The organism is Micromonospora sp. NPDC049139, assembly GCF_055586845.1.
Window position 1 is genome coordinate 39,264 of the sequence record NZ_JBVJHK010000003.1, and the last position, 26,152, is coordinate 65,415.

The 26,152-nt window shown below is 74.5% G+C and carries 22 protein-coding genes; 17 read left to right on the top strand and 5 right to left on the bottom strand.

Annotated features, from left to right (window positions below; translation table 11 throughout):
• The first annotated feature begins 113 nt into the window (after positions 1 to 113).
• Together ACZ6Q9_RS06965 and ACZ6Q9_RS06970 are read left to right on the top strand one after the other, a co-directional pair.
• Positions 114 to 1,088 (top strand): ATP-binding cassette domain-containing protein, encoded by a 975-nt coding sequence (locus tag ACZ6Q9_RS06965; protein WP_393266932.1) that lies wholly within the window; start codon positions 114 to 116, stop codon positions 1,086 to 1,088.
• Positions 1,085 to 1,894, top strand: a complete 810-nt coding sequence (locus tag ACZ6Q9_RS06970) for an ABC transporter permease (RefSeq protein ID WP_393266929.1) — start codon at positions 1,085 to 1,087, stop codon at positions 1,892 to 1,894. Before ACZ6Q9_RS06965 ends, ACZ6Q9_RS06970 begins: the two co-directional genes overlap by 4 nt.
• 18 nt (positions 1,895 to 1,912) lie before the next feature.
• Here ACZ6Q9_RS06970 and ACZ6Q9_RS06975 read toward each other — a convergent pair whose 3' ends face one another.
• The 3 genes from ACZ6Q9_RS06975 to ACZ6Q9_RS06985 are packed head-to-tail and all read right to left on the bottom strand — an operon-like array spanning position 1,913 to position 3,096.
• Positions 1,913 to 2,332: a PLD nuclease N-terminal domain-containing protein gene (locus ACZ6Q9_RS06975; protein ID WP_357453652.1), complete on the bottom strand. Its 420-nt coding sequence runs from the start codon at positions 2,330 to 2,332 to the stop codon at positions 1,913 to 1,915.
• A 27-nt stretch (positions 2,333 to 2,359) separates the two neighbouring features.
• Positions 2,360 to 2,707 carry a DUF202 domain-containing protein gene (locus ACZ6Q9_RS06980; protein WP_357453649.1) on the bottom strand — a complete coding sequence of 116 codons (348 nt, stop codon included), beginning with the start codon at positions 2,705 to 2,707 and terminating at the stop codon, positions 2,360 to 2,362.
• A complete protein-coding gene (locus ACZ6Q9_RS06985) occupies positions 2,704 to 3,096 on the bottom strand; it encodes a YidH family protein (protein ID WP_350705113.1) in 393 nt (130 codons plus the stop codon). The genes ACZ6Q9_RS06980 and ACZ6Q9_RS06985 overlap by 4 nt, the downstream gene beginning before the upstream one ends.
• A gap of 40 nt (positions 3,097 to 3,136) precedes the next feature.
• On the opposite strand from ACZ6Q9_RS06985, the gene ACZ6Q9_RS06990 reads away from it, so the two are divergent.
• The 9 genes from ACZ6Q9_RS06990 (at position 3,137) to ACZ6Q9_RS07030 (ending at position 12,014) form a co-directional block, all read left to right on the top strand.
• Entirely contained in the window at positions 3,137 to 3,934 is a 798-nt protein-coding gene (locus ACZ6Q9_RS06990; RefSeq protein ID WP_396828396.1) for a GNAT family N-acetyltransferase, read from the top strand.
• A 2-nt stretch (positions 3,935 to 3,936) separates the two neighbouring features.
• Positions 3,937 to 4,344 carry a hypothetical protein gene (locus ACZ6Q9_RS06995; protein WP_396828394.1) on the top strand — a complete coding sequence of 136 codons (408 nt, stop codon included), beginning with the start codon at positions 3,937 to 3,939 and terminating at the stop codon, positions 4,342 to 4,344.
• Positions 4,345 to 4,739: 395 nt separating this feature from the next.
• Positions 4,740 to 5,519, top strand: coding sequence for an electron transfer flavoprotein subunit beta/FixA family protein (locus ACZ6Q9_RS07000; protein ID WP_396828392.1), 780 nt, complete (start codon positions 4,740 to 4,742; stop codon positions 5,517 to 5,519).
• 11 nt (positions 5,520 to 5,530) lie between these two features.
• Positions 5,531 to 6,490, top strand: coding sequence for an electron transfer flavoprotein subunit alpha/FixB family protein (locus tag ACZ6Q9_RS07005; protein ID WP_393266918.1), 960 nt, complete (start codon positions 5,531 to 5,533; stop codon positions 6,488 to 6,490).
• A gap of 464 nt (positions 6,491 to 6,954) precedes the next feature.
• The gene (locus tag ACZ6Q9_RS07010) at positions 6,955 to 8,130 is read left to right on the top strand and encodes a cysteine desulfurase family protein (protein ID WP_393266916.1); all 1,176 of its coding nucleotides are present in this window, start codon (positions 6,955 to 6,957) and stop codon (positions 8,128 to 8,130) included.
• Between the two features lie 252 nt (positions 8,131 to 8,382).
• On the top strand, positions 8,383 to 9,456 hold the full coding sequence (gene mnmA / locus ACZ6Q9_RS07015) for a tRNA 2-thiouridine(34) synthase MnmA (RefSeq protein ID WP_393266914.1): 1,074 nt from the start codon (positions 8,383 to 8,385) through the stop codon (positions 9,454 to 9,456).
• 37 nt (positions 9,457 to 9,493) lie between these two features.
• Entirely contained in the window at positions 9,494 to 10,498 is a 1,005-nt protein-coding gene (locus ACZ6Q9_RS07020) for a methionine synthase (protein WP_350704699.1), read from the top strand.
• Between the two features lie 36 nt (positions 10,499 to 10,534).
• Entirely contained in the window at positions 10,535 to 10,894 is a 360-nt protein-coding gene (locus tag ACZ6Q9_RS07025) for a VOC family protein (protein WP_393266908.1), read from the top strand.
• Positions 10,895 to 11,012: 118 nt separating this feature from the next.
• Positions 11,013 to 12,014, top strand: coding sequence for an ADP-ribosylglycohydrolase family protein (locus ACZ6Q9_RS07030; protein WP_357697142.1), 1,002 nt, complete (start codon positions 11,013 to 11,015; stop codon positions 12,012 to 12,014).
• Positions 12,015 to 12,090: 76 nt separating this feature from the next.
• On the opposite strand, the gene ACZ6Q9_RS07035 is transcribed toward ACZ6Q9_RS07030, so the two are convergent.
• Positions 12,091 to 12,711: a type II toxin-antitoxin system PemK/MazF family toxin gene (locus ACZ6Q9_RS07035; protein WP_396828388.1), complete on the bottom strand. Its 621-nt coding sequence runs from the start codon at positions 12,709 to 12,711 to the stop codon at positions 12,091 to 12,093.
• A gap of 100 nt (positions 12,712 to 12,811) precedes the next feature.
• Between ACZ6Q9_RS07035 and ligA the strand changes: the two genes are divergently transcribed.
• The 6 genes from ligA to ACZ6Q9_RS07065 all read left to right on the top strand — a co-directional run bounded on the left by ligA (position 12,812) and on the right by ACZ6Q9_RS07065 (position 24,074).
• Positions 12,812 to 14,947, top strand: a complete 2,136-nt coding sequence (gene ligA / locus ACZ6Q9_RS07040) for an NAD-dependent DNA ligase LigA (RefSeq protein WP_396828386.1) — start codon at positions 12,812 to 12,814, stop codon at positions 14,945 to 14,947.
• Between the two features lie 228 nt (positions 14,948 to 15,175).
• Positions 15,176 to 17,962, top strand: a complete 2,787-nt coding sequence (locus ACZ6Q9_RS07045) for an EAL domain-containing protein (RefSeq protein ID WP_396828384.1) — start codon at positions 15,176 to 15,178, stop codon at positions 17,960 to 17,962.
• Between the two features lie 193 nt (positions 17,963 to 18,155).
• Positions 18,156 to 18,461: an Asp-tRNA(Asn)/Glu-tRNA(Gln) amidotransferase subunit GatC gene (gene gatC / locus ACZ6Q9_RS07050; protein ID WP_350685712.1), complete on the top strand. Its 306-nt coding sequence runs from the start codon at positions 18,156 to 18,158 to the stop codon at positions 18,459 to 18,461.
• Positions 18,462 to 18,528: 67 nt separating this feature from the next.
• A complete protein-coding gene (gene gatA / locus ACZ6Q9_RS07055; protein ID WP_396828382.1) occupies positions 18,529 to 20,004 on the top strand; it encodes an Asp-tRNA(Asn)/Glu-tRNA(Gln) amidotransferase subunit GatA in 1,476 nt (491 codons plus the stop codon).
• A gap of 13 nt (positions 20,005 to 20,017) precedes the next feature.
• Positions 20,018 to 21,511: an Asp-tRNA(Asn)/Glu-tRNA(Gln) amidotransferase subunit GatB gene (gene gatB, locus ACZ6Q9_RS07060; protein WP_350704713.1), complete on the top strand. Its 1,494-nt coding sequence runs from the start codon at positions 20,018 to 20,020 to the stop codon at positions 21,509 to 21,511.
• A gap of 205 nt (positions 21,512 to 21,716) precedes the next feature.
• Positions 21,717 to 24,074 (top strand): transketolase-like TK C-terminal-containing protein, encoded by a 2,358-nt coding sequence (locus ACZ6Q9_RS07065; protein WP_396828379.1) that lies wholly within the window; start codon positions 21,717 to 21,719, stop codon positions 24,072 to 24,074.
• A 488-nt stretch (positions 24,075 to 24,562) separates the two neighbouring features.
• On the opposite strand, the gene ACZ6Q9_RS07070 is transcribed toward ACZ6Q9_RS07065, so the two are convergent.
• Positions 24,563 to 26,122, bottom strand: coding sequence for a metallophosphoesterase (locus ACZ6Q9_RS07070; RefSeq protein ID WP_396828377.1), 1,560 nt, complete (start codon positions 26,120 to 26,122; stop codon positions 24,563 to 24,565).
• Positions 26,123 to 26,152: the final 30 nt, after the last annotated feature.

Sequence of the window (26,152 nt, forward strand, 5' to 3'; positions counted from 1 at the left end):
CAGCTAAATCGGCGGAATGTCAGCGCCTGTCGCCGTAACGTCAGCCCGGGATCGGCGGAATGTCAGGGATGCCGGTCATGGTGGCTCGACCAGCGAGAACGACAGGAGTTGCGATGGATCACGCGATCCGCGCGGAGGGGCTGGTGCGCCGGTTCGGCGACACCACCGCCCTCGCCGGAGTTGACCTGTCCGTCCCCACCGGCACGGTCTTCGGCCTGCTCGGTCCCAACGGGGCCGGCAAGACCACCACCGTCCGGGTGCTCGCCACCCTGCTGCGCGCCGACGAGGGGCGCGCCACGGTCGGCGGCTTCGACGTGGTGCGCGACGCCCACCGGGTGCGCCAGCTCATCGGCCTGACCGGCCAGTACGCCTCGGTCGACGAGACGCTCACCGGGGCGGAGAACCTGCTGCTCATCGGCCGGCTGCTCGGCTCCTCCCGGGCCGACGCCAGGGCCCGCGCCCGGCAGTTGCTCGCCGACTTCCACCTCAGCGACGCCGCCGACCGGCCGGCCAAGACCTACTCGGGGGGCATGCGCCGCCGGCTCGACCTCGCCGCCAGCCTGGTCGGCCGGCCGCAGGTGCTCTTCCTCGACGAGCCGACCACCGGCCTCGACCCGCGCAGCCGCAACGAGCTGTGGGACATCGTGCGCGGCCTGGTCTCCGACGGGGTGACGGTGCTGCTCACCACGCAGTACCTGGAGGAGGCCGACCAGCTCGCCGGCGAGATCGCCGTCGTCGACCACGGCCGGGTGATCGCGCAGGGCACGCCCGAGGAACTGAAGGCCAGGACCGGCGGCCAGGTGCTCGCGGTCCGGCCCGCGGACGCCGCCGACCTGGCGACCGTGGTGGCCATCGCCGGCGAGGTGGTCCACGCCACCCCGGAGGTGGCCCAGAGCACCGTCACCGTGCCGGTGAACGACCCGGGTGTGCTGCCCGCCGTGGTGGGCCGCCTCGACGCCGCCGGCATCGCGGTCGCCGAGCTGGCCCTGCGCGGCTCCAGCCTGGACGAGGTGTTCCTCCAGCTGACCGGGCACCGCGCCGACGCCGACGCCCCTTCCGGGGCCGACCTGGAGAGGACCCCGGCATGACCGCCGCCACCCTGACCGCGCCGGTCGCGCCGGCCCGCCGGCTCGGCCCCGCCGCCGGGCTGCGCCACACGTTGACCCTGGCCTGGCGCAGCCTGGTGCAGATCAAGCACAACCCGATGGAGCTGCTCGACCTGAGCATCCAGCCGGTGATGTTCGTCCTGCTGTTCACGTACGTGTTCGGCGGGGCGATCTCCGGCTCGCCCGGGGACTATCTGACCTTCGCGCTGCCGGGCATCATCGTGCAGAACGCCTTCTTCGCCACCATGACCACCGGGTTCGGGCTGAACAACGACCTCACCAAGGGCGTCTTCGACCGGCTCCGGTCGCTGCCCATCGCCCGCTGGGCGCCGCTGGCCGGGCGGATCCTCGCCGACACGGTCAAGCAGGCGTGGTCGGTGTCGCTGCTCGTCGGCGTCGGCGTGATCCTCGGCTTCCGCCTGGGCAACGGCCTGCCCGGCCTGCTCGGGGCGTTCGCCCTGCTGCTCGCGTTCTCGCTGGCCGCGTCGTGGATCTCGGTGCTGGTCGGCGTGCTGGTCAGCGAGCCGGAGAAGGTGCAGATCTTCGGCTTCATGGTGATCTTCCCGCTGACCTTCACCAGCAACGCGTTCGTGCCGACCGAGACGATGCCCGGCTGGCTCCAGTCCTGGGTCGAGGTCAACCCGGTCACCATCCTGGCCGACGCGCTGCGCGGCCTGCTGGTCGGCGGGCCGGTGGCCGCGCCGGTGGTGCAGTCGCTGCTCTGGGCGGCCGTCCTCGCGGCGATCTTCGCCCCGCTCGCCGTGCGCGGGCTCCGGCGCCGGGTGTGACCCGCAGCCGGCCGCCGGCTACACCTCGGGGCGGTCCTCCTCGCGCGGCGGCTCGCCCTCGCGTCGGCGCAGGTCGTCCTCGCGGCGGCGCAGGTCCTCCTCCCAGCGGGTGAACAGCTCCTGGTCCTCCCGCCGGGAGCGCTCGCCGAGCGAGCGGAGGAACTCGGGATCGTCGTCCGGGGCGACCGGGCGGGGCCGCTCGCGGGCCGGCAGGATCCGGCCCGTCGACGGCGCGCCGCCGGGCCGGCCCGGGGTGCGCTCGCGCCCGGCGGCGAACCAGGCGAGGGAGCCGAGCAGCGGGAAGAACAGGATGATCAGCACCCAGGCGATCCGGGGCAGCGCCTTGATCTCGCCCTCCTCGGCGGAGAGGCAGCTGATCAGCGCGCAGACCGCGAGGACGATCTGCACCACGAAGAGGAGGACGTACAACCGGGCCATGGGTCAATGATGGCGCACGTGGTCCCGTCAACCCAGCCCGCGCGCCGCCAGGAGCGCACCGAGCAGCGCGTAGCCGGCGGTGGCCAGGGCGACCAGGGGCAGCGCCCGCCCGTAGCGGGAGGCCGGGCCGACGGCGTTCGCCCGCCGCCAGCAGACCGCCAGCGCCGCGGCCCAGCCGAGCACGGCCAGCCCGGCGACGAGCGCGCCGAGCGTCCCGCCGGCGGGCGGGCCGGTGAGCGCCAGCCGCACGGTCAGCACCATGATCACCGTGAGCGCCAGCGCCGTGCGCCGCCAGGCCAGCCGGGTCCGCTCGGGTTGCAGCCCGGGGTCGCGCGCCGGCCGGCCCGGCGGCGTCCGCTGCGCGCCGGCGCTCACCGTTCGCCGACCGCCCGGGCCAGCACCGCCGCCACCAGCAGCAGCGCGCCGAGGCCGACGGCGAGGGCGAGCACCGCCGGGAAGCGGGAGGCCGGCAGTTCCTCGCCGAGCCGGATCGCCCGCTCCGTACGCGCCCAGTGGTCGACGGCCCGGACCGCCACCGTTCCGCCGAGCAGCAGCAGCGCGACGGCGATCACCTCACGCAGGTGTGCCAGCGGCAGCGGCGGCAGGAACTGGGCGGCGGCGAGCCCACCCGCGACCAGCGCCAGCCCCGTACGCAGCCAGGCCAGGAAGGTCCGCTCGTTGGCCAGCGAGAAGCGGTAGTCGGGGGTGCTGCCGACCGAGCGCAGTTCGCGCGGGTCGAACCATCGCCTGATCGCCTGCCACACGTGCCGATTATCCGCTTCCGTCCGGTCGTAGCCTGGAGCAGTGACGGATCTTGACGCGATGACGCTGCGGAACGCGTACGACCACCAGTTGCGGGCGTCGGTGCCCGACCCACTGCCGGCGGGGGTGACCGTGGACCGGGACGGCCCGCTGGTCCGCCTTCTCGGCCTCGACCACGGCGGCTTCCTCACCTACCGCGATCTCGACGGGCTGACCGGCGCGGCGCTGGACGGGCTGATCGCCCGGCAGGTGGAGTTCTTCCGGGCGCGCGGCGAGTCGGTGGAGTGGAAGTGGCACGGCCACGACGAGCCGGCGGACCTGCCGGAGCGGTTGCGCGCCGCCGGGTTCGTGCCGGAGGAGCCGGAGACCGTCGTGATCGGCCCGGTCGCGCCGCTCGCGGCCGCGCTCCCGGTCGTCCCCGAGGGCGTACGCCTGCGCGAGGTGACCAGCCGCGCGGACCTGGACCGGATCGTGGCGATGGAGGAGGCGGTCTGGAACGCCGACCGCAGCCACCTGGCCACCGGGCTGGAGAAGGAGATCGCGGCGGACCCGCAGTCGATCACGGTGGTGGTGGCCGAGGCGGGCGACGAGGTGGTGAGCGCGGGTTGGGTGCGCTACGTGCCGGGAACCGGGTTCGCCACCCTGTGGGGCGGCTCGACCCTCGTCCCGTGGCGCCGCCGGGGCATCTACCGGGCGCTGGTCACCTACCGGGCCCGGCTCGCCGCCCAGCGCGACCGGACGCTGCTCCAGGTGGACGCCTCCGACGAGAGCCGGCCGATCCTCCAGCGGCTCGGCCTCGTCCCGGTCACGACGACCACCCCGTACGTCTACACTCCGTGATCATGGAGCAGCGGTTGACGGCCGAGGAGCGGCTGACCCTCAAGACGGGCGCGTTCGGGGCGGTGTTCCTGGTGGCCAACGCCGATCCGGGGATGCTCGCCCTGTTCCGGGAGAGCTTCGCCGCCTCCGCCGCGATGGCCCACACGAGCGGGGTCGTGAAGGAGGCGCTGACCACCGGGCCGCTGCCGAGGCTGCCCCGGGACTCGGCGCTGGAGATCGAGGCGGTGGTGCTGCCGGCGCTGGGCCGCTCCGTCGAGATCCTGCGCGAGAAGTCGCCGCAGGACGTGGCGGTCTACCGCGAGGTGGTGCTGTCCGCCGCCGAGCGGGTGGCCGGGGCGCACCGGGGGGTGGCTCCGGCCGAGGCGGCGGTCATCGAGCGGATCAGGGGCGCGCTGGCTCAGTCGGCGTGAGCCGGTCCGCCGGCGCGGGCGTGCGCCGGCCCGGCGACCAGAGCGCCCGGACGGTGGCGCGTACGCACCGGTCGCGGACCCGGCCGCAGGCGCAGCGGTACGCCTCGGGGCGCGCCCGGCGACAGGGGCGCCGCGGCGGCGGGTCGTGCGGCGTGGCGCTGGAAGATTCTGACATTTCGCGACACCTCCCGATTTGCCAGATTACCCGCCGGGGCGGCCTGCCGTGAGCTGTGTCACCCTGAGGTCGCCGGAGGTCGATGCTACTGACAGGTAACATTGCGCCGTGGGCAACTGCACAGCAGCCCGTGGTTGACCGATCGTTAAGTCACGCGGGAGGCTGCGCCCGTGACCGGGCGAGTGATCGCTACACCAAACAGGAGGGTCGTCGAAGCGCGATGAACATCGTCGTACTCGTCAAGCAGGTGCCCGATTCGGGCGCGGACCGCAACCTGCGCACTGACGACAACACCGTCGACCGCGGTTCGGCGAACAACGTCATCAACGAGATGGACGAGTACGCCATCGAAGAGGCGTTGAAGATCAAGGAGGCCCACGGCGGCGAGGTCACCGTCCTGACCATGGGTCCGGACCGGGCGACCGAGTCGATCCGCAAGGCGCTCTCCATGGGCCCCGACAAGGCCGTGCACGTCGTGGACGAGGCCCTGCACGGGTCCTGTGCCGTGGCCACCTCGAAGGTGCTCGCCGCCGCGCTCGACCAGCTCAACGCCGACCTGGTGCTCTGCGGCGCCGAGTCGACCGACGGCCGGGTGCAGGTGATGCCGCACATGATCGCCGAGCGGCTGGGCGTCGCGGCGCTGACCGGCGCCCGCAAGCTCACCGTCGACGGCGCCACCCTGACCGTCGAGCGGCAGACCGAGGAGGGCTACGAGGTGGTCACCGCCCCCACCCCCGCCGTGGTCTCCGTCTGGGACACCATCAACGAGCCGCGCTACCCGTCCTTCAAGGGCATCATGGCCGCGAAGAAGAAGCCGGTGCAGACGCTCTCCCTGGGTGACCTCGGCGTCGCCCCGGCCGAGGTGGGCTTCGAGGGCGCGACCAGCGCCGTGCTGGAGCACACCAAGCGCCCGCCGCGCTCCGGCGGCGCGAAGATCACCGACGAGGGCGACGGCGGCGTCAAGCTGGTCGAGTTCCTCGCCACCGAGAAGTTCGTGTGAGAGGTCTGGACATGTCTGAGGTTCTCGTCGTCGTCGAAGCCACCCGGGAATTCGGCGTCAAGAAGGTCACCCTGGAGATGCTCACCCTCGCCCGCGAGCTGGGCACGGCGAGCGCGGTCGTGCTCGGCGGCCCCGGCGCCGCCGAGGCGCTGAGCGCCAAGCTGGGCGAGTACGGCGCGGAGAAGATCTACGCCGCCGAGGGTGACGACATCGACGGCTACCTGGTGGCCCCCAAGGCCACCGTCGTGGCCGAGCTGGTCAAGCGGGTGCAGCCCGCGGCCGTGCTGCTCGCCTCGTCCCAGGAGGGCAAGGAGATCGCCGCCCGCCTGGCCGTCAAGCTGGACAACGGCATCCTGACCGACGTGGTCGCCCTGGCCGCCGACGGCACCGCCACCCAGGTGGCCTTCGCCGGCTCGACCATCGTCAAGTCCAAGGTCACCCGCGGCCTGCCGCTGGTCACCGTCCGGCCGAACTCGGTCAACCCGACCCCGGCGGCCGCCACCCCGACCGTCGAGCAGCTCACCGTGTCGGTCACCGACGCCGACAAGCTGGCCAGGGTCGTCGACCGGGTCGCCGAGCAGAAGGGCTCCCGCCCCGAGCTCACCGAGGCCGGCGTCGTCGTCTCCGGCGGTCGCGGCGTCGGCAACGCCGACAACTTCAAGCTGGTCGAGGAGCTGGCCGACCTGCTCGGCGGCGCCGTCGGCGCGTCCCGCGCGGCCGTCGACTCCGGCTTCTATCCGCACCAGTTCCAGGTGGGCCAGACCGGCAAGACCGTCTCCCCGCAGCTCTACGTCGCGCTCGGCATCTCCGGTGCCATCCAGCACCGGGCCGGCATGCAGACCTCGAAGACCATCGTCGCGGTCAACAAGGACGGCGAGGCGCCGATCTTCGAGCTGGCCGACTTCGGCGTGGTGGGCGACCTGTTCAAGGTCGTCCCGCAGGCCGCTGAGGAGATCCGCAAGCGCAAGTGAGCTGACGCTCGCCCGTACCGGGGCCGGGAACCGCGCGGCGGTTCCCGGCCCGTCGCTGTCCGGCCCCGAACGGGGAGGATCGGGACCGACGACGTCATCGGGCGCGGCCTGACCGCGGGTGGGGAGCTGATCGGCGGGCCGGGGAGCTGAGCCGGCCCGCCGATCAGCCCGTCAGAGGCCCCTCGGCACGCTCTCGCGGGGCCGTGGGCTGTCGGACGCCTCGGCGGAAACGTCGACAACCGAGTATGCCTGACGGTCGACGTCCGGTGGCAACGGCAGCCGCTCGTCCGACCCGTCGCCGAGCACCCCGACCGGGAACATCCGTGTGTCGCGCGGGTCGGTAGTACCCCGCGACGTCCGAGAGATTCGTGACGTGCGGGTACGGGGTCCCCACCGCCCCCGTGGGTTGGACGGCGTACTCCGGCGTCCGTCCGGTCCGGGGCCGGTCGTTAGGCTGAGCCGTGATGGCATACCTGGATCACGCGGCGACGACTCCGATGCTCGACGAGGCACTGGAGGCGTACGTCGCCACCGCCCGCGAGGTCGGCAACGCGTCCTCCCTGCACGCGTCGGGCCGCCGTGCCCGCCGACGGGTGGAGGAGTCGCGGGAGCGGGTGGCCGCCGCGCTGGGCGCCCGCCCCTCCGAGGTCGTCTTCACCGGCGGCGGGACCGAGAGCGACAACCTCGCGGTCAAGGGCATCTTCTGGGCACGGCGGGGGGCCGACACCCGGCGGGACCGGGTGGTCTCCAGCGCGGTGGAGCACCACGCGGTGCTCGACGCCGTGGACTGGCTGGCCGACCACGAGGGGGCCCGGGTGGGCTGGCTCTCGGTGGACGCCAGCGGCCGGCTCAGCCCCGACGAGCTGCGCGCCGAGCTGGCCGAGCACGGAGAACGGGTCGCGGTGGTGACCGCGATGTGGGCCAACAACGAGGTGGGCACCGTGCAGCCGGTCGCCGACCTGGCTGCGGTCGCCGCCGAGCACGGGGTGCCGTTCCACACCGACGCGATCCAGGCGGTCGGGCAGGTGCCGGTGGACTTCGCCGCCAGCGGGGTCGCCGCGCTGACCGTGACCGGGCACAAGCTCGGCGGGCCGACCGGGGTGGGCGCCCTCGTGCTCGCCCGCGACGTACCAGCCACCCCGCTGCTGCACGGCGGCGGCCAGGAGCGCGACGTGCGCTCCGGCACCCTCGACACCGCCGGCATCGTCGCCTTCGCCGTCGCCGTGGAGGCGGCGGTCAAGGGCCAGCAGGAGTACGCGGCCCGGATCGCCGCGCTCCGCGACGACCTGGTCGAGCGGGTCCGGCAGGCGGTGCCCGAGGTGGTCTTCAACGGCGACCCCACCGGCCGGCTGCCGGGCAACGCGCACTTCTCCTTCCCCGGCTGCGAGGGAGACGCCCTGCTGCTCCTGCTGGACGCCCAGGGCATCGCCTGCTCGACCGGCTCGGCCTGCTCCGCCGGGGTGGCCCAGCCGTCCCACGTGCTGCTGGCCATGGGTGCCGACGACGACCGGGCCCGCTCCTCGCTGCGCTTCACCCTCGGCCACACCAGCACGCCCGCCGACGTCGACGCCCTCATCGCCGCGCTCCCGGCCACCGTCGAACGCGCCCGCCGCGCCGCCGCCCTCCGCACCCCCCGCTGACCCCACCCCACCCCCCACCCCCCACCCCCGCACCCCACCCACCCCACCCCACCCCACCGCACCCCCCACCCCGTCGCGCTCGCCCTGTCGCGCTCGCGATCTTGCACTTCGGCCCCTCAATCGCGGTGTTTGCCCCTTCTGCCGGGGCGACAACTGCAAGATCGCGCGGCGGGGGGACGTTGGCGCCAGGGGCGGGGAGGTCGGGTGGGGCGGGGGCGGGGATAGGCTCGGTGGGGTGAAGGGAGTGGGCCGGTGAGGGTGTTGGCGGCGATGTCCGGCGGGGTCGACTCGGCGGTCGCGGCGGCGCGGGCGGTGGAGGCGGGGCACGACGTGACCGGCGTGCACCTGGCGCTGGCGCGCAACCCGCAGACGTACCGCACCGGCGCGCGCGGCTGCTGCACGCTGGAGGACTCCCGCGACGCCCGGCGGGCCGCCGACGTGATCGGCATCCCGTTCTACGTCTGGGACATGGCCGACCGTTTCCATGAGGACGTGGTGGACGACTTCGTCGCCGAGTACGCGGCGGGCCGTACGCCGAACCCCTGCCTGCGCTGCAACGAGAAGATCAAGTTTGCCGCGGTGCTGGACCGGGCCGTGGCCCTGGGCTTCGACGCCGTGGTGACCGGCCACCACGCCCGGCTCGGGGCGGACGGGCTGCTGCGCCGCAGCGTCGACGTGGCCAAGGACCAGTCGTACGTCCTCGCGGTGCTCACCCGAGAGCAGCTCGACCGGTCGGTCTTCCCGCTCGGGGACTCGACGAAGGCGCAGGTCCGCGAGGAGGCCGCCCGGCGGGGGCTGGCGGTGGCCGACAAGCCCGACTCGCACGACATCTGCTTCATCGCCGACGGCGACACCCGCGGCTTCCTCGCGCAGCGGCTCGGCGAGGCGCCCGGCGACGTGGTGGACGCGACCACCGGCGCCGTGGTGGGCAGCCACGCCGGCGCGTACGCGTACACCGTCGGGCAGCGGCGCGGCCTGCACCTGGACCGGCCGGCGCCGGACGGCCGCCCCCGGTACGTGCTCTCCATCACGCCGAAGACCAACACGGTGACGGTCGGCCCGGCGGAGGCCCTCGAGGTCTCCCGGGTGCGCGCCGAGCGTCCGGTGTGGACGGGCGGGCCCCGCCCGGAGGCCCCGCTGGAGTGCGAGGTGCAGTTGCGGGCGCACGGCGACGTGGTGCCGGCGACGGTCGAGGTGAGCGCCGACGGCCTCCGCGCCGAGCTGCGCCGCCCGGTGCGCGGGGTCGCCGCCGGCCAGGCGATCGTCGCCTACCGGCCGGACCCGGCCGGCGACGTCGTGCTCGGCTCCGCCACGATCGCCGGCTGAGCGGTCCGACCGCCCGGCGGCCGGATAGTCTTCGGCCGTGACAGATCAGGCGTGGCCCTGGCCGGCCGGCGCGGCGACCGGCATCGGTTCCCTCCCCGGCACCGACATCGCCGAGGCACAGCGGATCGTCCTCGGCGAGCTTCCCGCGCTGCCGCACCTGCCGGAGCTGCCGGCCCGGGGCCCCGGCGCCGACCTGGTCGGCCGGACCGCCGGCCTGCTGGTCGAGCTGCCGGTCGAGCTGTACGCCGCCCGCTGGCGGATCGCGCCCCGCCCGGGGCGGGACCTGCGCCGCGCCCGCGACCTGATGGAACGCGACCTCGACCAGCTCGCCGAGCAGGCCGAGGAGTACGCGGGACCGGTCAAGATCCAGGCGGGTGGCCCGTTCACCCTGGCCGCGTCCCTGGAGCTGCCGATCGGGGGCCGGATGCTGCGGGATCCCGGCGCGGTCCGGGACCTCACGGGTTCGCTCGCGGAAGGGTTGCGCGCGCATGTCGCGGCGGTCGTCCGCCGGCTGCCGCACGCCACCGTGCTGCTCCAACTCGACGAGCCGTCGCTGCCGGCCGTGCTCGCCGGGCGGGTGCCCACCGAGAGCGGGTTCGGCGTGTACCGGGCCGTGGAGCCGGGCGTCGCCGGGTCGCTGCTGCGCACGGTCGTCGAGGCGGCCGGCGTGCCGGTCCTGGTGCACTGCTGCGCGCCGGACGTGCCGCTGGAGCTGATCCGCGCCGCGGGCGCCGTCGGCGTGGCCCTCGACCTCGACCTCGTCACCGACCTGGACCCGCTGGGCGAGGCCGTCGACGCCGGGCTCGGGCTGCTGGCCGGCGCCGCGCCGACCCGGCCGCCGGCCGCCGGTCGCGCGCCCACCTCGGCTCAGGTCGCCGACCGGGTACGCCAGCTCTGGGACCGCCTCGGCTTCCCGCGCCGGCGGCTCGCCGAGCAGGTCGTGGTCACCCCGGCGTGCGGCCTCGCCAACGCGACCCCGCAGTACGCCCGCGCGGTGCTCGCCGCCTGCCGGGACGCGGGGCGGCGGCTCGCCGAGGACTGAGGTTTCCCGTCGTACGGGCGGGGCACGATGGTCGGCATGATTGGAAAGCTGCGCACAGTGGTGATCGACTGTCCCGACCCGCGGGCCCTGGCCGACTTCTACTCCGAGCTGCTGGGTCTGCCGCTGGACGCCGACGCCAGCGACGACGGTTGGGTGGTGATCTCCGGCTCCGGGCACCGGCTCGCCTTCCAGAAGGCACCCGACCTGCGCCCGCCGACGTGGCCCGACCCGCAGCGCCCCCAGCAGTTCCACCTGGACGTCGAGGTGGACGACGTGGAGGCGGCCGAGAAGCGGGTGCTGGCGCTCGGCGCCCGGCGGCTGCCGGGGGAGGGCGACGACTTCCGGGTCTACGCCGACCCCGCCGGCCACCCGTTCTGCCTGGTCTTCTTCGACTGAGTCGACCGCCGGCCGCCGGTCGCCCCGACCGTCCGGCGGCACGGGCTCGGCGGGCCGCGGCGCGGGTGCCCGGCCGTCGCGGTGGTGCGGGTTGCGGCCGGGCGGCATGATCGCGGGAATGATCGACACCTCGCTCCGGCGGGCCGCCGGCTCGCTCTTCGGCCTCGCCTACGGTGACGCGCTGGGCAAGCCGACCGAGTTCCTGACCGTCGCCGAGATCGTCCGCCGCTACGGCCCGGCCGGCCCGCGCGAGCTCGCCGGCCACCCGGCACTCGTCACCGACGACACCCAGATGGCGCTGGCCGTCGGCTGGGCGCTGCACGATGCCCCGGCGCTGACGCCCGAGGCGGTCGAGCCGCTGCTGCGGCAGCGCTTCCTCGACTGGGCGGCCAGCCCGGAGAACAACCGGGCGCCGGGCATGACCTGCCTGCGCGCCTGCGCCGAACTCGGGCGAGGTGTGCGCTGGCAGGAGGCGACGGTCGCCGGCTCGAAGGGCTGCGGGGCGAACATGCGGGTCACCCCGGTCGGCCTGCTCGACGTCGACCTGGACACCCTCGCCGGGCTGTCCCAGCTCCAGGCGGGGCTGACCCACGGGCACCCGACCGGCCTGGCGGCCAGCGAGCTGACCGCGTACGCCGTGCGGCTGCTGCGCGCCGGCGCGGCACCGGCGGACCTGCCCCGCCTGCTCGCCGACCGGGCCCGCGACCAGCGGCGCGTCTACCGCGCCGACTGGCTCGGCGACCTCTGGCAGCGCCCCGGCGTCGACACGCCGGAGGACTTCATCGCCCGCGGCTGGGACGAGTGCCTGGCGGTCCTCGGCCGCCTCGACGCCGCGCTCGCCGACCCCGACGACGGCGGCGACCCGTGCCGGCACACCGGCGAGGGCTGGATCGCCGAGGAGGCGCTGGCCACCGCGCTGTTCTGCGCGATCCGGCACGCCGACGACCCGGTCGCCGCGCTGGCCCGGGGCGCCACCACCGCCGGCGACTCCGACTCGATCGCCGCGCTGGCCGGCGCCTTCGTCGGCGCGGCCCTGGGCATGCCGGCCTGGCCCGACGCCTGGTCCGCCCGCATCGAGTACGCCGACCAGCTCCACACCCTCGCCCGCGCCTGGGACTGACCTGCCCCGCCGTCCGGGAGCCGGCCGGACGGCGCGTCCCGCCGGGCCGTGCGAGAGCCGGCCGGACGGCGCGTGGTCAGGCGCCGGGGAGGTGGGGCAGGCGGCGGATGCGGCGCCACAGGGCGGGGTCGCAGGCACCGGCGTGGCGGGAGAAGTCGGCCAGCGGAACGTGGGCGGGCTCGGCCAGGTCGACGAAGCTGTTGTGGTCGGCGCCGGGGTCCCACTCGCGGGTCGGGATGCGGACGTGGTCGTCCCGGCCGCTTTTGTCCTGGCTGGTGATCTTCAGGACGTCGGCGCCCCGGGCATCGGCGCGCAGCACCAGGCAGGGCCGCACCTTCGAGCCGGTGCCGTCGGCGTACGGGACGTCGGCCCACCAGATCTCGCCGGGGCGCGGCGCGCCGGCGGGCGCCCGTTCGGCGGTACGCGGCCGGGGTGGTGCGGTCGACCGGCCCGGCCCGCCCGGCGACGCGGTGCCGCGGCCGGGCCGGGTGCGCGGGCGTTCCCGTCGGCGCGGGGCGTCGTCACGGGCACCGCGCCGCCACTCGCTCCACGCCCAGCCGGCCGCCACGGCCAGCACGACCGCCGCCGCCCAGAGCAGCCATTCCGGCATCCGTACCCCCGCCTCGACAGTTGGTGCGGCGCGGACGCCGCAGGTGGCGGGCCCCTGGCGCAGCCCGCAGTCCGGCGATCCTCGCACGTCGGCGGCCCTGTCGCCGCTCGGGCGTGGCGGGTGGCCGGCGGATTGTCCCACCGGACCGATACGGTGCCGGGGTAGCGGAATCACGGGAGGTCGCACGGTGTCCGAGGAAGCCATCGCCCAGCAGGTCACTCCGGCGCAGGAGGCGGCGGCCGGCGCCGAGCCGACCCCGGAGGCCCGGGAGCGGCACGCCACGCTCAGCCAGGAGCTGACGGACCACCAGTACCGCTACTACGTGCTGGACGCGCCGACCATCTCCGACGCCGACTTCGACCGGCAGTTGCGGGAGCTGGCGGCGCTGGAGGAGCGGTTCCCCGCGCTGCGCACCCCCGAGTCGCCGACCCAGCGGGTCGGCGGCACCTTCTCCACCGACTTCACCCCGGTCGCCCACGCCGAGCGGATGCTCTCCCTCGACAACGCCTTCGCCGACGAGGAGCTGGCGGCCTGGGCCGAGCGGGTCGAGCGCGACGCGGGCGGGCCGGTGGCCTACCTGTGCGAGCTGAAGGTCGACGGGCTCGCCATCAACCTCACCTACGAGCGCGGGCGGCTGGTCCGGGCGGCGACCCGGGGCGACGGCCGCACGGGCGAGGACGCCACCGCCAACGTGCGCAGCATCGCCGACGTGCCGGGCCAGCTCAGCACGTCGGCCGAGTTCCCCGACATCCCGGAGTTCGTGGAGGTGCGGGGCGAGATCTACTTCCCGGTGGCCGCCTTCGCCGACCTCAACGCCGGGCTGGTCGAGCAGGGCAAGCCCCCGTTCGCCAACCCGCGCAACGCCGCCGCCGGCAGCCTGCGCCAGAAGGATCCGCGGATCACCGCCTCCCGGCCGCTGCGCCTGGTGGTGCACGGCTTCGGTGCCCGCCGTGGCTTCCAGCCGGTGACGCAGTCCGAGTCCTACGCGGCCCTGAAGGCGTGGGGGCTGCCGACCAGCGACCGCTGGCGGGTGGTGCCCGACCTGGCCGGCGTCGCGGAATACATCGCCCACTACGCCGCGCACCGGCACGACGTCGAGCACGAGATCGACGGCGTGGTGGTCAAGGTCGACCCGGTCTCCATCCAGGGCCGGCTCGGCTCGACCAGCCGGGCGCCGCGCTGGGCGATCGCCTTCAAGTACCCGCCGGAGGAGGTGAACACGAAGCTGCTCGACATCGACGTCGAGGTCGGGCGCACCGGCCGGGTCACGCCGCGGGCCGTGCTCCAGCCCGTCAAGGTGGCCGGCTCCACCGTCGCGTACGCCACCCTGCACAACGCGCGGGAGGTCGAGCGCAAGGGCGTCCTGATCGGCGACACCGTGGTGCTGCGCAAGGCCGGCGACGTCATCCCCGAGGTGCTCGGCCCGGTGGTCGACCTGCGTCCGGCCGACGCCCGGCCGTTCGTCATGCCCACCACCTGCCCGGCCTGCGGCTCGCCGCTGGCGCCGGCGAAGGAAGCGGACGTCGACATCCGGTGCCCCAACTCCCGCACCTGCCCCGGGCAGCTGCGGGAGCGGGTCTACCACCTCGCCGGCCGCAAGGTGTTCGACATCGAGGCGCTCGGTTACAAGGGCGCGGCGGCGCTGCTCGACGCGCACGTCATCACCGACGAGGGCGACCTGTTCTCCCTCGACGAGAAGCAGCTCGCCCAGTCGCCCTTCTTCGTCAACAAGGACGGCACCCTCGGCAGCAACGCCCACAAGCTGCTGGACAACCTGGCCGTGGCGAAGGAACGCGACCTGTGGCGGGTGCTGGTGGGCCTGTCCATCCGGCACGTCGGCCCCACCGCCGCGCAGGCGCTCGCCCGACACTTCCGCTCCGTCGAGGCGATCGACCGGGCCACCGAGGACGAGCTCTCCTCGGTCGACGGCGTCGGGCCGACGATCGCCGCGAGCATCCGGGAGTGGTTCGCCGTCGACTGGCACCGCGAGGTGGTCCGCAAGTGGGCCGAGGCCGGCGTACGGATGGCCGAGGAGGCGGTCGACGAGGGGCCGCGCCCGCTGGAGGGGCTCACCGTCGTGGTGACCGGCACGCTGGCCGGGTTCAGCCGCGACCAGGCGTCCGAGGCGATCCAGAGCCGGGGCGGCAAGGTGAGCGGGTCGGTCTCCAAGAAGACCTCCTTCGTGGTCGTGGGCGACAACCCGGGCTCCAAGGCGGACAAGGCGGCCAGCCTCAAGGTGCCCGTCCTCGACGAGGCGGGCTTCCAGGTGCTGCTGGACGAGGGCCCGGACGCGGCCCGGGGGGTCGCCCGCACCGAGGAGTGACGGCGGGCACGCGGGGAAGCCACCCGGGCACGCGGGCGGACGGTCCGCGGTGTCGTCGGTGGGCGTTGTCGCGGGCGGCTTGCGGGGACTGGCCCGGATACCAACTTAATTACGACTACGACCGATTCGCGACTGTCGTGTCGGGCATTGCGCCACCGAGGGCGTTTCATTGACGGCACGGCGTGCCAGCGGGTCACGCCTCGTGGACCGAGACCCCCGGGAGGTGCGATGGAGGCCGCCGACCTGCGAAACTCCGTTCCGCCCGGCCGGGGACGCCCGTTCTTCGTCTTAGTCTGGTCGGTCGTCGCGCTCGCCGTGCTGTTCTGCGTACGCCCGCTGCTCGCCCTCCCGGAGGAGCTGCCGGAGCTGCCGGCGGCGTTCTGGGTGATGGCGGCCCTCGCCGTCGGCTGCGACGCGCGCCCGTTCGTGCCGCCCGGGCGCCGGCAGACCTCGGCGGTCTTCCCGTCCACCTGCTTCACCTTCGCGATCCTGCTCGGCTGGGGGCTCGGCCCGGCGGTCGCCGTGCAGGCGGTGGCCGTCGTCGTCTCCGGCTGGCGGATGGGGCACGCCCCCTGGCGGACGGCCTTCAACGCCGGCCAGTACGCCTGCGCCCTGGCCGCCGCGTACGTGGTCACCTGGCTCGGGCCCGGCGGCATCTTCGACGGCGGCCCGCTGCGCTGGACGGACGTGGCCGCCGTGGGCGGCGCGACGGTGGCCTGGTTCGCCGTCAACTACGCGCTGGTGAGCGCCGCCGTCCGGCTGCGCTTCGGCGACCGCTGGTGGCCCAGCCTGCGGCAGGGGCTGGGCTTCGAGCTGCTCTCCACCGGCTCGCTGCTGCTGCTCGCCCCGGTGCTGGTCGCCGCGGCCCGGGCCAGCGCGGCGCTGATCCCGCTGGTGCTGGTGCCGCTGTTCGCCGTCTACCGGATGGCCCGGCTCAGCGTGGAGCAGCAACAGCTGGCCTCACTGGACCCGCTCACCGGCCTGCCCAACCGCAAGGCGCTGCTGGCCGAGGTCGGCGAGCAGGTGCACCTGCACGCCGAACGGGCAACCCGCGGCGAGCCCGGTGCCCACCTGGCGCTGCTCCTGATCGACCTCGACCGGTTCAAGAACGTCAACGACGCCCTCGGGCACGCGGTGGGTGACCGGCTGCTGGTCGAGGTGAGCGCCCGGCTGACCGGCGTGGCCGGGGAGGACATGGTGGCCCGGCTGGGCGGGGACGAGTTCGCCATCGTGATGACCGGGCTGGCCGACGTCGGCGAGGCCCGGGACCTCGCCGACCGGGTGGTCCGCGCGCTGGCCGAGCCGGTGCCCCTGGACGGGCTGCCGCTCGACGTGGGCGGCTCCATCGGCATCGCGCTCTTCCCCGAACACGGCGAGGACTTCGCGACCCTGATGCGCCACGCCGACGTGGCGATGTACGACGCCAAGCACCGCAACGACACCGTGGCGGTCTACGCGGCCGAGTCGGACCACAACTCCGCCGAACGGCTGGGCCTCCTCGCGGACCTGCGCCGGGTGCTGGAGTCCGGCCGTCCGGCCGGCGCGCCGCCGGCGACGCGGGCCGGGCTCCCGCCTGAGGACGCCGCGCGGGCCACGCTCCCGCCTGAGGACGCCGCGCCGGCCGGGCTCCCGGCGGGGGAAGCTGCCCCGGACGGCCTACCGGCGGGGGAAGGCGCGCGGGCCGGGCTCCCGGGCGGCGGCGACGGGCCGCAGGGGGCGGCCGACCGGACCGTGGCCGGTGGGGTCCTGGCCGAGGGGGGCGGTGATCTCGCCGGCGTCGATGGTGCCGCCGCGACGGCACCGGCCACGCCGGCGATGGGCGCGCGGGGCGGAGACGGCGCGGAACTTCCGGCCGACGCGGCGGGTCTGCGCCCCGACGCCGGATCCGGCCGCTGGCGGTTGCGCCGCCGCCGGCAGCGGACCGAGCCGCCGCCCACCGACGAGTTGATCAACCGGATCGTCACCGCCGCCGATCCGATCCGCCGCCGGACGGCGGCATCGCCCGAGACCGGCCCGGACCGGGGCGACGGTCCCGGCCGCCGCGAGCACGCCGGTCGGCCCGGGGGCGAGACCGGCGTCGGCGTACGCCGGCAGGGCACGACCGGCGACGGCGGCCGGCGCGGCGACCGCGACCCGGCGGGCCGGCGGGGTGGCGGGCAGGACGCGGCCCGGCGGCGGGGCGCGGACCCCGGGCCGACTCGGGGGCGGGACGCGGAGCCGGACCCGGCCGCCGACGCGGGCGAGATCACCATGTACTACCAGCCGCAGGTCGCGATCGCGACCGGTGAGGTGGTCGGCGTGGAGGCGCTGCTGCGCTGGCGGCACCCCCGCCGGGGGATGGTGGACCCGGAGGAGCTGATCCGGGTCGCCGAGCAGAGCGCGGTGATGCGGCTGCTGACCCGGCGGGTGGTGGACGACGTGGTGGAACAGCTCGCCAAGTGGTCGGCCGCCGGGATCGCCGTGCCGGCGGCGCTCAACGTCAGCGTGCGGGACCTGCACACCGGCGAGATCGCCGACCAGATCGCCGACCGGCTCGCCCGGTACGGCGTGCCGCCGCAGCGGCTGCAACTGGAGATCACCGAGGGGGCGCTGATGGCCGACCCCCGCCGGGTGCTGGCCACCATCTCCCGCCTGCACCGGATCGGGGTGGGCATCGCGTTGGACGACTTCGGCACCGGGTACTCGTCGTTGCAGCACCTGCGCCGGCTGCCGCTGTCCGAGGTGAAGGTGGACCGCTCCTTCGTGCTGGGGATGGCCGAGGACGCCGACGACGCGGCGATCGTGCGGTCGACGATCGAGCTGGCCAAGGCGCTCGGGCTGCGGGTGGTCGCCGAGGGCGTGGAGGACGAGCGCACCTGGCGCATGCTGCACGCCGCCGGCTGCGACGCCGCGCAGGGCTGGTTCTACGCCCGGCCGATGCCGGCCGAGGAACTCGTCGCCTGGCTGGCCCGCTACCGCCCGGTCCGCCCGACCCCCAGCCCCGACGCGGAGATCCCCCGCCGGCACGCCCGCTGAGCCCACCGTCCGCCGAGCCCGTCGCCGGGATGCCTCCCACGGGGCGGCGGCCCGGCGCGCCGCGCCCATAGGGGGAGTCGGGGACGCGCCGCCGGGACGGAACAATAGACTCGCTCCGGTCACCGCGCGTCACGCACATCGCCGCGCGGCCGGCACCGGCCCGACCGGCAACACCGTCACGAAGGGGGCACCGATGGCCGCCATCTCCCGCGAGGAGGTCGCGCACCTGGCGCGACTGTCGCGGCTCGCCGTCACGGAGGAGGAGCTGGACACCTTCGCCGGCCAGCTCGACGTGATCCTCCAGGCGGTCGCGCAGGTCGGCGAGGTCACCGCGGCGGACATCCCGCCGACCTCGCACTCGGTGCCGCTGACCAACGTCCTGCGGGACGACGTCGTGGTGCCCGGGCTGACCCCGGAGGAGGCGCTGTCGGGCGCGCCCGACGCCGAGGAGCAGCGGTTCCGCGTACCGCGGATCCTGGACGAGGATGTGGCGTCATGAGCGAGCGGATCACCAGGCCCGGTGTGTCCGGCGCGCAGGACGCCGGTGAGCGAAGCGAGGCGGCGGCATGAGTGACCTGACCAGACTGACCGCGACGGAGATCGCGGGGATCGTCGCCGCCGGCGAGACCTCCGCCGTCGAGGTCACGCGGGCGCACCTGGACCGGATCGCCGCCGTGGACGACCGGGTGCACGCGTTCCTGCACGTCGACAGCGAGGGCGCGCTCGCCGCCGCCCGCGAGGTGGACGCCCGCCGTGCCGCCGGCGAGGAGCTGGGCCCGCTGGCCGGCGTGCCGGTCGCGGTGAAGGACGTGCTGACCACCAAGGGCGTGCCGACCACCGTCGGGTCGAAGATCCTGGAGGGCTGGCGCCCGCCGTACGACTCGACGATCGTGCAGCGGCTGCGCGCCGCCGGCACGGTGATGCTCGGCAAGACCAACATGGACGAGTTCGCCATGGGCTCCTCCACCGAGTACTCGGCGTACGGCCCGACGCACAACCCGTGGGACCTGAGCCGCATCCCGGGCGGCTCCGGCGGCGGCAGCGCCGCGGCCCTCGCGGCGTACGAGGCGCCGCTGGCGATCGGCTCCGACACCGGCGGCTCGATCCGCCAGCCCGGCGCGGTCACCGGCACCGTCGGCGCGAAGCCGACCTACGGCGGCACCTCCCGCTACGGCCTGGTGGCGTTCTCCTCCTCGCTGGACACCCCCGGCCCGTGTGCCCGTACGGTGCTGGACGCCGCGCTGCTGCACGAGGTGATCGGCGGGCACGACCCGCGCGACTCCACCTCGATCCCGCAGCCGGTGCCGGACGTGGTGGCCGCCGCGAGGCGGGGCGCGACCGGTGACCTGACCGGCGTGAAGCTCGGCATCGTCACCCAGTTCACCGGCGAGGGCGCCGAGCCCGGCGTGCTGGCCGCGTTCCGCGAGTCGGTCGACGCGCTGACCAAGCTGGGCGCCGAGATCGTCGAGGTGTCCTGCCCGAACTTCACGTACGCGCTGCCGGCGTACTACCTGATCGCCCCGAGCGAGTGCTCCTCCAACCTGGCCCGCTTCGACGGCGTCCGGTTCGGCCTGCGGGTCGGCGACGACGGCAACCGGTCGCTGGAGGAGGTCATGTCGCTGACCCGGGAGGCCGGCTTCGGCCCCGAGGTCAAGCGCCGCATCATGATCGGCACGTACGCGCTCTCGTCGGGCTACTACGACGCCTACTACGGGCAGGCGCAGAAGGTCCGGACCCTGATCACCCGGGACTTCACGGCCGCGTTCGAGAAGGTCGACGCGCTGATCTCGCCGACCACCCCGTTCGTGGCGTTCCCGATCGGGGCGCGCACCTCCGACCCGTACCAGATGTACCTGGCCGACCTGTTCACCATCCCGACCAACCTGTACGGCGGGCCGGGCATCTCGGTGCCGTGCGGGCTCTCCGACGGGCTGCCGGTCGGCTTCCAGATCATGGCCCCGACCATGGCCGACGACCGGATGTACCGGGTCGCCGCGGCGCTGGAGAGCGCGGTCGGCACGTTCACCCCACCGGCACTGTGAGGCAGGAGCTCAGATGACGACGACACTGCCCGCGTACGACGAGGTCGTCGCGCGCTACGAACCGGTGATCGGCCTGGAGACCCACGTCGAGCTGGGCACGAACACCAAGATGTTCTGCGGCTGCCCGACCGACTTCGGCGGCGCGCCGAACACCCGGGTCTGCCCGGTCTGCCTGGGTCTGCCCGGCTCGCTGCCGGTGGCCAACAGGGCCGCCATCGAGGCGACGATCCGGATCGGCCTGGCGCTGAACTGCTCGATCGCCGAGTGGTGCCGGTTCGCCCGGAAGAACTACTTCTACCCGGACATGCCGAAGGACTTCCAGATCAGCCAGTACGACGAGCCGCTGTGCTTCGAGGGCTACCTGGACGTCGAGGTGAACGGCGAGCTGGTGCGGATCGGCATCGAGCGGGTGCACCTGGAGGAGGACACCGGCAAGACGCTGCACGTCGGCGGCACCACCGGGCGCATCCACGGCGCCACCGAGTCGCTGGTCGACTACAACCGGGCCGGCATCCCGCTGGTGGAGATCGTCACCAAGCCGGTCCCCGGCACCGGCGCGTTGGCCCCCGAGGTGGCCCGCGCGTACGTCACCGAGCTGCGCGACGTGATCCGCTCGCTGGGCGTCTCCGACGTGCGGATGGAGGAGGGGTCGCTGCGCTGCGACGTCAACACCTCCCTCAACCTGCCCGGCGAGGAGTGGGGCACCCGGACGGAGACCAAGAACGTCAACTCGCTGCGGTCGGTCGAGCGGGCGGTCCGGTCGGAGATCATCCGGCAGGCGTCCGTGCTCGACGCGGGCGGCCGGATCACCCAGGAGACCCGGCACTTCCACGAGGACACCGGCGACACCACGCCGGGCCGGTCCAAGGAGACGGCGACCGACTACCGCTACTTCCCGGAGCCTGACCTGGTGCCGCTCGCGCCGGACACCGCCTGGGTCGCCGAGCTGAAGGCCGCCCTGCCCGAGCTGCCCCGGCTGCACCGCCGCCGGCTCCAGGAGCAGTGGGGCCTGTCGGACGCGGACATGCAGTCCGTGCTCAACGCTGGCGCGGTCGAGCTGATCGAGCAGACCGTCGCCGCCGGCGCGTCCCCGGCCGCGGCCCGCAAGTGGTGGCTGGGCGAGCTGTCCCGGCGGGCCAACGAGACCGGCGTGGAGCTGGCCGACGTCGGGGCCACCCCGGCGCAGGTCGCCGAGCTGCAGGGTCTGGTCGACGCCGGCAAGCTCAACGACAAGCTGGCCCGCAGCGTCCTGGAGGGCGTGGTGGCCGGCGAGGGCTCGCCGACCGAGATCATGACCAACCGGGGCCTGGAGGTCGTCTCCGACACCGGCGCGCTCACCGCCGCCGTGGACGAGGCGATCGCGGCCAACCCGGACATCGCCGAGAAGGTGCGCAGCGGCAAGGTCGCCGCGGCCGGCGCACTGGTCGGCGCGGTCATGAAGACCACCCGCGGCCAGGCCGACGCCAAGACCGTCCGCGAGCTGATCCTCTCCCGCCTCGGCGCCTGAGGTGTAAGGAAGGGCACCTTCCTAACGCATTTTGTATAGGAAGGGCCCCTTCCTTACACCCGAGCCGCCGCGTGCGTCCGTTGTGCGCGGCGGCTGCGTACCCGCGCAGTGCGGCTGAGTATCTGCGCAGTTCAGCTGCGTACCCGCGCAGTTCCCGCCCCCGACCGGCCGTCAACGGTGACGTGCCGGACCCCTGGAGCCGAACGTGAACCGAACCGACCTCGACCTCCTCGACGAGATCCAGCGGCGGGTGCTCTGGCTCGCCACCCGGATCGTCGACGCGGCCAACCACGACCGTGACACCGGCGACGGGGTGAAGGTGGGCGGGCACCAGGCGTCCAGCGCCTCGCTGGTCACCGCGATGACGGCGCTGTGGTTCGCGCACCTGGACGCCGAGGACCGGGTGGCGGTCAAGCCGCACGCCTCGCCGGTGTTCCACGCCATCCAGTACCTGCTGGGCAACCTCGACCGGTCGTACCTGACGACGCTGCGGGCCCGGGGCGGGCTCCAGTCGTACCCGTCGCGCACCAAGGACCCGGACGAGGTGGACTTCTCCACCGGCTCCGTCGGGCTCGGCGCGGCGGCGCCGCTCTTCGCCGCCGCGACGCGGCGCTACGTCGACGCGCACTTCGGCGCCCGCCCGCACTCCCGGTTCGTCGCGCTGATCGGCGACGCCGAGCTGGACGAGGGGAACATCTGGGAGGCGGTCGCTGACCCGGCCACCACCGGCCTGGGCAACGTGATGTGGCTGGTCGACTTCAACCGGCAGTCGCTCGACCGGGTGGTGCCCGGGGTGCGGATCAACCAGTGGCGGGGCCAGTTCGAGGCCGCCGGCTGGCACGTGGTGGAGGTCAAGTACGGCCGCCGGCTCGCCGGGGCGTACGCCCGGCCGGGCGGGGAGCGGCTGCGCGACTGGATCGACGCGATGCCGAACGAGCAGTACCAGTCGCTGTTCGGGCTCGCCGGGCCGGCGCTGCGCAAGCAGTTCCTCGACGGCGCGCCCGACGGGATCGAGGCGTTCATCGCCGACATCGGCGACGACGAGCTGGGGCCGCTGGTCACCGACCTGGGCGGGCACGACATGGCGGCGATGCTCGACGCGTACGCCCAGTGCGACGCCGTCACCGACCGGCCCAGCGTGGTGTTCGCGTACACCGTGAAGGGGTGGGGGCTGCCGATCGCCGGCAACCCGCGCAACCACTCGGCGCTGCTCACCACCGAGCAGGTCGACGCGCTGCGCGCCGCGCACGGCCTGACGCCGGGGACCGAGTGGGACCGCCTCGACCCGGCGTCCCCGGCCGGCATCCGGGCCGGCGAGCGCCGGGAGGCGCTGTCCCGCGCGCCCCGCGAGCGGGCGCTGGAGGTCACCGTCCCGGAGACCACGCGGGTACGCGCCAACAAGCCCATCTCGACGCAGGAGGTCTTCGGCCGGGTGCTGGTCGAGTTGGCCCGCAACCCCGAGGTCGGCCGCTACCTGGTCACCACCGCGCCGGACGTGGCCACCTCCACGAACCTCGCCGGGTTCATCAACAAGACCGGCGTCTTCGCGCCCACCGAGCAGCGTTCCTGGACCGAGGACCGGATGCTGCGCTGGACGGAGAGCCCCGCCGGCCAGCACATCGAGCTGGGCATCTCGGAGATGAACCTGTTCCTGCTGCTCGGCCAGCTCGGCCTGGCCTGGGACCTGTCGGCCCAGCCGCTGCTGCCGGTCGGCACGGTCTACGACCCGTTCGTGCTGCGCGGGCTCGACGCGTTCCTCTACGGCACCTACTCGGGCTCCCGGTTCGTGGTCGCCGGCACCCCGTCGGGCATCACCCTCGCCCCCGAGGGCGGGGCGCACCAGTCGACCATCACCGCCTCGGTCGGCCTGGAGCTGCCGGGGGTGACGTTCCTCGAACCCGCGTACGCGGCCACGCTGGACTGGCTGCTCTGCGACGCGCTGGGCCGGATCGCCGGCGGATCGGCCCCGTCGGCGACGGCCGCGCCGGCCGAGGACGGGGCGTACTACTTCCGGCTCAGCACCCGCCCGATCGACCAGGCGCCCTTCGAGGCGGCCCGGGCCCGGCTCGGCGACGCGGTGCTGCGCCGGCAGGCGGTCGCCGGGGCGTACCGGCTGGTGGACGCCCACCAGGCGTACCCGCACCTGGCCGACGCCCCGGTCGTGCAGCTCGCCGCCTCCGGCGCGGTGCTGCCGGAGGTGCTCGTCGCGGCGGCGGAGCTGGCCGAGGAGGGCATCGCCGCGCACGTCGTCGACGTCACCTCGCTGGACCGCCTCTACCGGGCCTGGCAGCGCACCCTGCGCCAGGGCGTCCGCACGGCGACCGTGCCGAGCGTGCCCGGCGCGCTGCGTTCGGCGTTCGCCGACCGGGTGCCGGTGGTGACCGTGCACGACGCCGCCTCGCACGCGATGGCGTGGCTCGGCTCGGCGGTCGGCGCCCCGGCGGTGCCGCTCGGGGTGGACGAGTTCGGCCAGTCCGGCAGCGTCCACGAGCTGTACGAGCTGCACGACCTGCTGCCCGGCAGCATCGTCAACGCAGCCCTCGCCGCCCTGTCCCTGCGCTGAGCCGCGCCGGGACCGTCGCGGGGCCGTTGCGGGCCGTCGCTGGGTCGTTGCGGGGCGGTCGCTAGGCCGTCGTGGGGCCGGGAGGCGGTCCGGAGCCCCTGCCGAGGTTGCCGAGAGTAATCAGCGTCCGAGGTGGCGGAGCGTAACCGTCAGTGCGGGGCGACATGGCAGGTGTGCGCGCCCTTTGCTCTGCAGCCATATACGCAACACGCCTCTGAGCAGCGACGACGTCCGGAGCTTCGCTTGGTGAGCGGCAGCGTTTGGCTACGCCTGGTTACTGGCGCTTCGGTGGGTGCAGAGCAAAGCGTCGGAGGGCGAGGTTGGCTGCGGCGCGGAGGTCGCTACTCTACGCAACGGACCTTGAGTGGGCTGCCACACGTCGGAGACCAGGGCAACCGAGCGGGGCCACCGACAGACGGCCGATCAGGGCGTCCGGGCAGGGCGGCACGGAAGCAGGGCGGCGCGGCCGAGGATCAGGGCGGTGTGGGTCAGCGGGTCGGGGTGGGGGTGACGGGGGCCGGGACGCCCACCTTCGGGTTCTCCACGATGTGCCGCTCCAGGTTCACCTGCGCCTGGCCGGTGCCGCCCACGGTGATGTCGTCGTACGCCTGGAGCAGCTTGTCCTTGTCGAAGTAGAGGACGCTCATCGACAACGGGGTGGGCTTCTCGCCCTCCAGACCACGCAGCCCGGCACCGCCCGTGGAGCCCTGCACCAGCAGCTGGGTCGGCATCTTCCCGGGCACCTCCGGCAGCTTCGACACCTGCCGACTGTGGGTGTGCCCGGCGAGCACCAGCGGGCAGGTGCCCGACAGCGGGCCGGCCGAGGCCGGGTCGTGCACCAGCGCGATGTTCACCGGCCGCGGCGAGCTGCGCACCGTGGCGGCGAGCTGGTCGCCGGCGCCGATCACCTGGTCGGCGACCTGCTTGGTGAGGCCGCTGCCCGCCGGCGAGGTGTTCTTGTCGGGCGTGAAGCGCGGGTCGCCGATGCCGGCGATGGTCAGCCCGGCGACCGTGGTGGTGGTGTTGTTGAGCACGATCGCGTTCGGCTGGCGGGCCACCGCCGCCGCCGTCCGGCCCGAGTCGTGGTTGCCGCGGATGTAGACGTACGGCTTCTTGAGCAGGCCGATCGAGCCGACGAACGAGGCCTCCGGCTCGCTGCCCCAGTCGGTGATGTCCCCGGTGTCGATCACCACGTCGATGCCGAACTGCTCCACGACGGTGCGGATGAGCTGCCAGCCGGTCGGGTTGAGGTGCATGTCGGAGACGTGCAGCACCCGGGTCGTGCCGGGGGCCGGCTCGTAGACCGGCAGCGACGACACAGTGGTGTAGAGCTGGCTGACGTTGCCGACGATGTGCTGGAGCTGCTCGGCGTAGCGGGTGTAGTCGTTGGCGATCCGGCGGGCGTCGCCGACGATCGCGGGGGCGTTGACCAGCAGTCCCTCGTAGCGTGGCTCCTCGATGGCCTGCGGCCGCAGGGTCGCCGCGGCGGCGCCGAGGCCGCCGGCGGTGATCACCAGCGCCAGCCCGCCGGCCCAGGCCGCCCGGCGGGCGTCGCGGAAGACCAGCAGGGCCAGCAGCAGGGTCACCAGCACGGCCGACGCGAGCGTACGCAGACCGAGCCGCATCACCCCCTCGCGGACGTCGTCGACGGCGGTCTGGCTCGCCCGGTTGATGCTGGCCGGGTCGTCGATCAGCGCCTGGACGCGGCTCTGGTCCAGCGCGCCCAGCTCGACCGTCAGGTGCGTCGGCCCGTCGTGGCTGTCGAGCAGCAACGCGCCCAGCGGCGGGATGTCGACGGTGGTGCTGCCGCTGACGGCCGGGGCCACCGTGAGGTCCGCCTGGAACGGGCCGATGTCGGTGCTCACCCGGCCGCCGGCGAGCACGCCGACGACCACCCCGACCAGGGCGACGACCAGGACCGCCAGCGTCACCCCGGCCGCACGGAGCGCGCGCCGGCCGGCCCGGTCGGGGCCGCCCCGGCGGGCACCACCGGTCACCGGGGCGTCCTCGTCCCGGTGCTCGTGCTGCTCGTTCTCCTGCCCGTCCATGTTGAGATTCTGACCTGCCCAGTGAGGGAT

Excerpts from the sequence above, each read along its gene's own strand:
- ACZ6Q9_RS07005 (WP_393266918.1), top strand. The coding sequence starts at position 5,531 with ATGTCTGAGGTTCTCGTCGTCGTCGAAGCCACCCGGGAATTCGGCGTC.
- ACZ6Q9_RS06965 (WP_393266932.1), top strand. The coding sequence starts at position 114 with ATGGATCACGCGATCCGCGCGGAGGGGCTGGTGCGCCGGTTCGGCGAC.
- ACZ6Q9_RS06975 (WP_357453652.1), bottom strand. The coding sequence starts at position 2,332 with ATGGCCCGGTTGTACGTCCTCCTCTTCGTGGTGCAGATCGTCCTCGCG.
- ACZ6Q9_RS07000 (WP_396828392.1), top strand. The coding sequence starts at position 4,740 with ATGAACATCGTCGTACTCGTCAAGCAGGTGCCCGATTCGGGCGCGGAC.
- gatC (WP_350685712.1), top strand. The coding sequence starts at position 18,156 with ATGGCCGCCATCTCCCGCGAGGAGGTCGCGCACCTGGCGCGACTGTCG.
- gatB (WP_350704713.1), top strand. The coding sequence starts at position 20,018 with ATGACGACGACACTGCCCGCGTACGACGAGGTCGTCGCGCGCTACGAA.
- ACZ6Q9_RS06970 (WP_393266929.1), top strand. The coding sequence starts at position 1,085 with ATGACCGCCGCCACCCTGACCGCGCCGGTCGCGCCGGCCCGCCGGCTC.
- ACZ6Q9_RS07010 (WP_393266916.1), top strand. The coding sequence starts at position 6,955 with ATGGCATACCTGGATCACGCGGCGACGACTCCGATGCTCGACGAGGCA.
- gatA (WP_396828382.1), top strand. The coding sequence starts at position 18,529 with ATGAGTGACCTGACCAGACTGACCGCGACGGAGATCGCGGGGATCGTC.
- ACZ6Q9_RS07045 (WP_396828384.1), top strand. The coding sequence starts at position 15,176 with ATGGAGGCCGCCGACCTGCGAAACTCCGTTCCGCCCGGCCGGGGACGC.
- ACZ6Q9_RS06995 (WP_396828394.1), top strand. The coding sequence starts at position 3,937 with ATGGAGCAGCGGTTGACGGCCGAGGAGCGGCTGACCCTCAAGACGGGC.
- ACZ6Q9_RS07025 (WP_393266908.1), top strand. The coding sequence starts at position 10,535 with ATGATTGGAAAGCTGCGCACAGTGGTGATCGACTGTCCCGACCCGCGG.
- ACZ6Q9_RS07070 (WP_396828377.1), bottom strand. The coding sequence starts at position 26,122 with ATGGACGGGCAGGAGAACGAGCAGCACGAGCACCGGGACGAGGACGCC.
- ACZ6Q9_RS07030 (WP_357697142.1), top strand. The coding sequence starts at position 11,013 with ATGATCGACACCTCGCTCCGGCGGGCCGCCGGCTCGCTCTTCGGCCTC.